Consider the following 5,701-nt stretch of genomic DNA (forward strand, 5'->3'; position numbering starts at 1 on the left):
ATAAGGTGAAACGGTCCACTAGAGGTGTCCGGGAAGGTTTCAATACCTGGTGCAACATACGGGCTGTATGAGCTTACTTGCAGCGCTCCTTGCCCTGATCCTGGTGGTCGTTATCGCCTTTGTCCTCTATACGGTGGTCAAAAGCGTCACCACACTCATCATCAACGCCGTCGTGGGTGTGGTCCTCCTCTGGCTCATCAATCTCCTCGACCTGATGAGCATCGTCGGGCGGCCCGACATCCCGATCAACCTGATCACCGTTCTTATCTGCGCCATCGGCGGGGTCTTCGGCGTGCTGATCACGGTGGTGCTGCACCTCCTCGGGATTCCGCTGACGTTGTGAGGAGGAGCCCCATACGCGCTAACGTTCGGTATGGAGACTCGTGAGGATATCGTCCAATTCAGGAGACAAACGTCGGTTTCGGGTATTATTGACCGGTCTGTGGTCAATCGTCCACCGCCTCGGAAAACGGTCTTGATCCTTGTCGGGGGGCAATCGGTGAGAGCCCGACCGGTTCGCTCCGGGAGTTCATCGTCCCCGGGCGGAGTGGGGGTTCTGCGAGTTCCGCCGCCTGCGGGGAGGGGGCTTGCCCCCTCCCCTGCCCCCACCCCGGGGGTGATAGCCACCACGGTCCACTGCCCGGGTGAGCCGGGGGGTACTCCGCGTTCTCCATCCATGCTGAGGTGGGTGGGGACGGGATCATCAGAACCGACATGGGGGTAACCGAGCTTGAACCTCCCCGATAGCCAACCCGGAACGCAGTGCACCCGTGGTTGCGTTCACGCCAATGGGGGGAGCCCCCCCTTACGCCGCCGGCGCAGCGGCCTCCACGATCGTCCGGGCGAACTCCTCAACCGTCCGGTCAAATCTCCCGGCATCGACGTCGCTCTCGAGCGTGGTGGCGGATGAGACGAACCGCATCCCCTTCGCCTCAAGGCTCTTCCTCACGATTGCGACCACCTTCTCCGCCCCGGAATTTCCCATCTCCACGAGCACCGAGAAGGGTTTTCCAGAGGCGTTCGTGACCCGGGAGAGATACTCGTTGACATAAGGCGGAGCCTTTTGCGCCCAGACCGGGGTTGCGACAATCAGGAAGTTGACGCCCGAAAGGTCGGTCTCTGTCGGGCGGATCGCTGCCCGAATCCCAAACGTCGCCATCATGGCCTTCCTGAGCGTCCCCACCTCAGAAACCGGTTCAATCCTTGCAAGCCTGCCGCCGACCCGCTCCGCGAGTGCCCTCGCCACCTTCTCAGTATGTCCCTGCCATGAGTAGTAGACAATGAGAACCATCACCATCACTCCGTGCGACATACCAGGCTCATCCTATATATTCATGACAGGGCCGGAACCCGAAGACCTCATATCCTCGTCGCCCGTAACCTCAGGGCATGCATGAGTATGCTCCCGGCATCGTCGGTGAGGTCAGGTTCGCCCGCCAGGACGGCGGCTACTACGTGGTGTTGTACGACCGGGAAGGAACTTCCGTCGGCAGGACGGGGCTCTGGAGGACCGAGGCGAAGGCGCGTGAAGCGGCCAGGAAACTTGCGGAAAAACTGAGCGGGGTGTAGTCCCTCACGGTGCGTCCGGGTGCGCCTGGATGTAGCGGACGAGACCGGCGATGCACTGGTTCTGCGGTGTCGGGATGCCGTGGCGCTCCCCGAGGCGTGCCACGTAGCCGTTGAGGAGGTCGATCTCGGTCTGGCGGCCGAGCGTGATGTCGTAGTACATGGAGGGGTAGACCGCGGCAAAGTCCGGGACCTGCACCCCGAAGAGATGGGCGAGGTAGTCGTCGGCGGTCGCCCAGGGGAGCCGGACCCCTTCTGCCCCGGCGACAGCGAAGGTCTCACGGATGAGGGCGGTGACGATCTCGCGGATATCCGCGTCGGCGGCCGCCCCGACCGGGGCCCTGAGGATGGCGCATATCGGGTTCACCGCTATGTTGAGGAGCGCCTTGGTCCACTTTCCGGCCCTGATATCAGGGCTCACCTCGACCGGGATGCCGGCCGACCCGATGATGGCGATGAGCCGGTCGAGCACTTCGCCGCCGTCCCCCGACCAGACCCCAAAGCAGGCGGGGGCGCTCTCGCTCAGCACCCGGACGTGCCCCGGTCCCACCACCGAGAAGTTCGTCGTCACGGTCCCGCCGATGACGGTATCTGTGTAGCGGGCGATGATATCCTCGTTTCCGATGCCGTTCTGGAGGCTTGCCACCGGCCGGCCCCGGATCACCCCGGCATACTCCCGAGAGATCGCCAGGGTATCGGTGCCCTTCGCAGTGATGATAATATAGTCAACCCCGGCAGGAACCTCCTCCGGCCCCGTGATGGGGTTTACCTCTTCGACGGTGCCGGTCCCCCAGACCCCCTCCATCACGAGACCCCGCTCCCGGATGGCACCGGCATGCACCGGCCGGCATGCCGCATAGACCGTCGCAACCCGGGCGAGCTTGCCGGCGAAGGAGAGGCCGACCGCCCCTGCACCGAGGATCAGGATAACCGGGCGTTGTAACGCTTCCATTCTCTTGTAACTCTGTTGGCCCCGCGAGAAGATAAGGGTGCGGCACCGGGGTGTCGGCGCCCGTCGTCTCGATCACGTGGGGATACGATAACGAACGTTTTTCATACCCGGCTCACCGAGATCCTACCTGATGAAGTACGTCACGAAGGCCGACGGCAGCCTGCAGCCGTTCGACCGGGGGAAGGTGCGGCGGACGCTCAGGAACATGGGCCTCGGGGCGGAGGATGCCGACCGGATCGCCGCGGAGATCGAGGAGGCGGTACCGGATGGGGTGAAGACGGCCGCGGTCTTCCGGATGATCCGCACCCGGGCCAGTGCCGTCCGCCCCGCCGTCGCGCACCGGACCAACCTCAGAAGAGCCCTCGCCCTCATCCGCCCGAAACCTGACTTCGAGGAGTTCGTGCGGGTCCTCCTCCGGGAGCACGGCTACCAGGTGGAGACCGGGTGCGTCCTTGCCGGGCGGTGCGGGGAGCACGAGGTGGATGCCATCGCGCAGAAAGACGGCGTAACCACGTTCGTCGAGGTGAAGCATCACCGGAGTTATCACCGGATGACCGGGCTTGACGAAGGGCGGATCGCCCGGGCGATCGTCGAGGACCTCCAGGAGGGGTTCCGGTCCGGGAGGTGTACCGTCGCCATTGATAATGCCCTGATCGTCTGCAATACCAAACTCTCGGAGCACGCGAAACGCTACGCGACCTGCCGCGGAATCGGGCATATCGGGTGGGACTACCCGGAGGAGCAGAACCTGAAGGCGATGATCCAGGAGACGCAGTCCTACCCGGTCACCATCGTTGCGGGGGTAAACCCCGCGATCGCTACACGGCTGGCCACTGGAGGGTTCCTCACGGCAAAGCAGGTCGCTTACGGCGATGCTACAGCCATCTCGCGCGCTGCGGGCATCCCCCTCCGGGAGGTGCTGCTGATCGCCGGACGGGCACGTGCCATCCTTGAACCGTGATACTCAGGTGGACCCGCCGATAACCTGGAGCTGCTCCTCGGTCGGGTTGATCAGAACGATCTCGGGCCGGCAGTTGAACCGGAGGTCCACCCCGGCAAAGCTCGCGCTGCAGACGCCCCGGGAGACGTAGGTCGGCGTTCCGTTTGTATCAAACATCCCTGCAAGCTCGACGACGCCGTGGTCGTTCAACTGGTCGATGACCGGGAAGAGGAACTGGCCGCCGTGGGTGTGGCCGGCGAGGATGAGGTCGGCGTCCCAGTCGGCCCTGCAGGAGGGCTCGTGGATGAGGTAGACGGTGAACGCATCGGTTGCCGGCACGTCCGGTGGGTCTGCCATCCCGGCCCACCCGTCGTCGACGCCGACGATGACAACCTCTCCGTCCCCGGCAGAGATCCGGGCGTACTCGTTCCTGAGGACGTGCACGCCGTTCTCCTCCAGCGTCGCGGTGAGCCCGTCGGCAAACGCGGTGTCGGCGGAACCGTCCTTCAGGGCCGAGAGGTCGTACCCGGCAGCGGTGACGTCGGCAGACGCGCGGACGGCAAATATCCTCTCGAGGCCGGTCGGGGCATCGGTTCCCACCCGGTAGTCGTGGTTCCCGAGCACGGCGTAGGCAGGTGCGTCAAGCGAGCGCCAGACTGACTGGGAGGCAAAGCCGGTCTCATCGCCGGTGGCAAAGTCGCCGCCGATCAGGACGAGGGACGGGTTTAAGCGGTTGACCTCCCTGATAACCATCTGGACGTGGTCGATGTTGGACGCCCTGACGTGGGGGTCGGTGATATAGATGATGCCTTCGGGTGCCCCGTCGATCTCAAGGACGGTCACATCAACCGTCCTTGCCTCCCAGGCCATGTAGCCGGTCATGGAGGGGAGCAGGATGAGCATGAAGAGGGCCAGGTATTTTGTGGAAGGAACCTTAGGGAGCACGATATTTATTCACCGCCTTGAATATAAATAGGGTCCGGTGGGTCGGCAACCGCCGGGATTGAGTGAATCAGCGCTCCTCCACCGGATCGGTTCGATCGTCCGTGAAATCACCTGATCCACGGCTTGAGGAGGGATCGGCGAAGAGCCGGATAAACTGCACCCTCTCCACCCTTGCGAGGGCTATGGCGGCAAAGGCTGCCACGATCGCTGCACCAATGAGATCGACGATGAGGTCGACCATGGTGTCGGTGTTCCCGTGCTGGAGGTCTGTGCCGAGGAGTTGGTCGAAGGTGAACTCGTAGATCTCCCATGCCGCTCCGGCTGCCAGCGTGAACGTCAGGATGAAGATGACGATCGCCGCTCTGGTCAGCCGAATATCCCCCTGGTGCTCGGCGAGGACCGCTGCAAAGAAGGCGAGGAGGGCAACGGTGACTGAGGAGACGAGGTGGGTCAGTTTGTCGTAGTAAGGCGCAAAGAGGACGTAGTAGCCCCCGACGTGCCCCATGACGTGGAGGTAGAGGGAGACGGCGATGAAGAGGTTGACCTCCCAGGGCAGGCAGAGGCGCATGTTCCTCGTCATGAGGGAGGGGACCAGCGTCAGGAGGAAGGCGATGCCCGCCGAAAAGCCGAGGAAGTACTCGCCTGCCGTGAGGCTGTAGGCTACGGAGAGGAGGATAAGCGCCTGGATGAGGTAGGTGAGGTAGACTCCGCGTGACGGGTCCGGGCATGCCATGAGTATATTTGTATGGTAGTATAATTCTGGCAATATATCTAACGCCTGCGGTGGTGGGGTTCCCGACGATGGGGTTGATTCCATCCCCGCTCCTTCCGGGCGGCACCGTGGCCAATGGGGGCAGGGCTGCCGGCCTTTGCGGCCGGGCCCGCACCCCGGGAGAATACTTGATAAGCTAGAAGTTGTATAAATAGGACGCACGAAAGAACCACATACTCTGGACGATGGGGTTGATGAACTGACTGAGCCTACAAAGCGCAAACCCGAACCCAAAGGAGGGGACGGGGGAGAGGAGATCATCCGCGTGCGCCTGCCGAACAAGAGGAACCGGGAGATGTTTGGCAGCGCTGAACTGATGCTTGGTGCAAACCACATCAGGATCCGCTGTTTCGACGGGGTGACCCGCATCGGGCGGATCAAAGGCAAGATCAAGAAGAAGGTCTGGATCCGGGAAGGGGATATCCTGATCGTCGTTCCCTGGAGTTTCCAGGACGAGAAGTGCGATATCATATACCGCTACACGAGGCCTCAGGTGGAGTGGCTCCGGAGGAACCGGTATCTCTGA

General features: G+C 62.9%; 8 protein-coding genes. 4 read left to right on the top strand and 4 right to left on the bottom strand.

The annotated features are described in order from the left end of the window. Nucleotides 1–67: 67 nt before the first annotated feature. On the top strand, nucleotides 68–343 hold the full coding sequence (locus BP858_RS05680; RefSeq protein WP_286879064.1) for a pro-sigmaK processing inhibitor BofA family protein: 276 nt from the start codon (nucleotides 68–70) through the stop codon (nucleotides 341–343). A 462-nt stretch (nucleotides 344–805) separates the two neighbouring features. Here the strand turns inward: BP858_RS05680 and BP858_RS05685 are convergent, their stop codons facing one another. After that, nucleotides 806–1,312 (bottom strand): flavodoxin family protein, encoded by a 507-nt coding sequence (locus tag BP858_RS05685; RefSeq protein ID WP_014868415.1) that lies wholly within the window; start codon nucleotides 1,310–1,312, stop codon nucleotides 806–808. A 77-nt stretch (nucleotides 1,313–1,389) separates the two neighbouring features. Here BP858_RS05685 and BP858_RS05690 point away from each other — a divergent pair, with 77 nt between their 5' ends. Beyond that, a complete protein-coding gene (locus BP858_RS05690; RefSeq protein ID WP_014868414.1) occupies nucleotides 1,390–1,569 on the top strand; it encodes a hypothetical protein in 180 nt (59 codons plus the stop codon). A gap of 4 nt (nucleotides 1,570–1,573) precedes the next feature. On the opposite strand, the gene BP858_RS05695 is transcribed toward BP858_RS05690, so the two are convergent. Then, entirely contained in the window at nucleotides 1,574–2,518 is a 945-nt protein-coding gene (locus BP858_RS05695; RefSeq protein WP_286879067.1) for a ketopantoate reductase family protein, read from the bottom strand. 130 nt (nucleotides 2,519–2,648) lie between these two features. Here BP858_RS05695 and BP858_RS05700 point away from each other — a divergent pair, with 130 nt between their 5' ends. Further along, on the top strand, nucleotides 2,649–3,479 hold the full coding sequence (locus BP858_RS05700) for a restriction endonuclease (protein WP_214166406.1): 831 nt from the start codon (nucleotides 2,649–2,651) through the stop codon (nucleotides 3,477–3,479). A gap of 3 nt (nucleotides 3,480–3,482) precedes the next feature. Here BP858_RS05700 and BP858_RS05705 read toward each other — a convergent pair whose 3' ends face one another. Next, the gene (locus BP858_RS05705) at nucleotides 3,483–4,403 is read right to left on the bottom strand and encodes a metallophosphoesterase (protein WP_286879069.1); all 921 of its coding nucleotides are present in this window, start codon (nucleotides 4,401–4,403) and stop codon (nucleotides 3,483–3,485) included. 67 nt (nucleotides 4,404–4,470) lie between these two features. Continuing rightward, nucleotides 4,471–5,136, bottom strand: a complete 666-nt coding sequence (locus BP858_RS05710) for a hypothetical protein (protein WP_286879070.1) — start codon at nucleotides 5,134–5,136, stop codon at nucleotides 4,471–4,473. A 238-nt stretch (nucleotides 5,137–5,374) separates the two neighbouring features. Here BP858_RS05710 and eif1A point away from each other — a divergent pair, with 238 nt between their 5' ends. Beyond that, the gene (eif1A, locus tag BP858_RS05715) at nucleotides 5,375–5,701 is read left to right on the top strand and encodes a translation initiation factor eIF-1A (RefSeq protein ID WP_074175957.1); all 327 of its coding nucleotides are present in this window, start codon (nucleotides 5,375–5,377) and stop codon (nucleotides 5,699–5,701) included.

This window comes from Methanoculleus sp. UBA413, from assembly GCF_002502935.1.
GTDB classification, from domain to species: Archaea; Halobacteriota; Methanomicrobia; order Methanomicrobiales; family Methanoculleaceae; genus Methanoculleus; species Methanoculleus bourgensis.

Bases quoted from the DNA above. Each gene is read 5' to 3' on its own strand.
- BP858_RS05710 (WP_286879070.1), bottom strand. From the start codon at position 5,136: ATGGCATGCCCGGACCCGTCACGCGGAGTCTACCTCACCTACCTCATC.
- BP858_RS05680 (WP_286879064.1), top strand. From the start codon at position 68: ATGAGCTTACTTGCAGCGCTCCTTGCCCTGATCCTGGTGGTCGTTATC.
- BP858_RS05695 (WP_286879067.1), bottom strand. From the start codon at position 2,518: ATGGAAGCGTTACAACGCCCGGTTATCCTGATCCTCGGTGCAGGGGCG.
- BP858_RS05685 (WP_014868415.1), bottom strand. From the start codon at position 1,312: ATGTCGCACGGAGTGATGGTGATGGTTCTCATTGTCTACTACTCATGG.
- BP858_RS05690 (WP_014868414.1), top strand. From the start codon at position 1,390: ATGCATGAGTATGCTCCCGGCATCGTCGGTGAGGTCAGGTTCGCCCGC.
- BP858_RS05700 (WP_214166406.1), top strand. From the start codon at position 2,649: ATGAAGTACGTCACGAAGGCCGACGGCAGCCTGCAGCCGTTCGACCGG.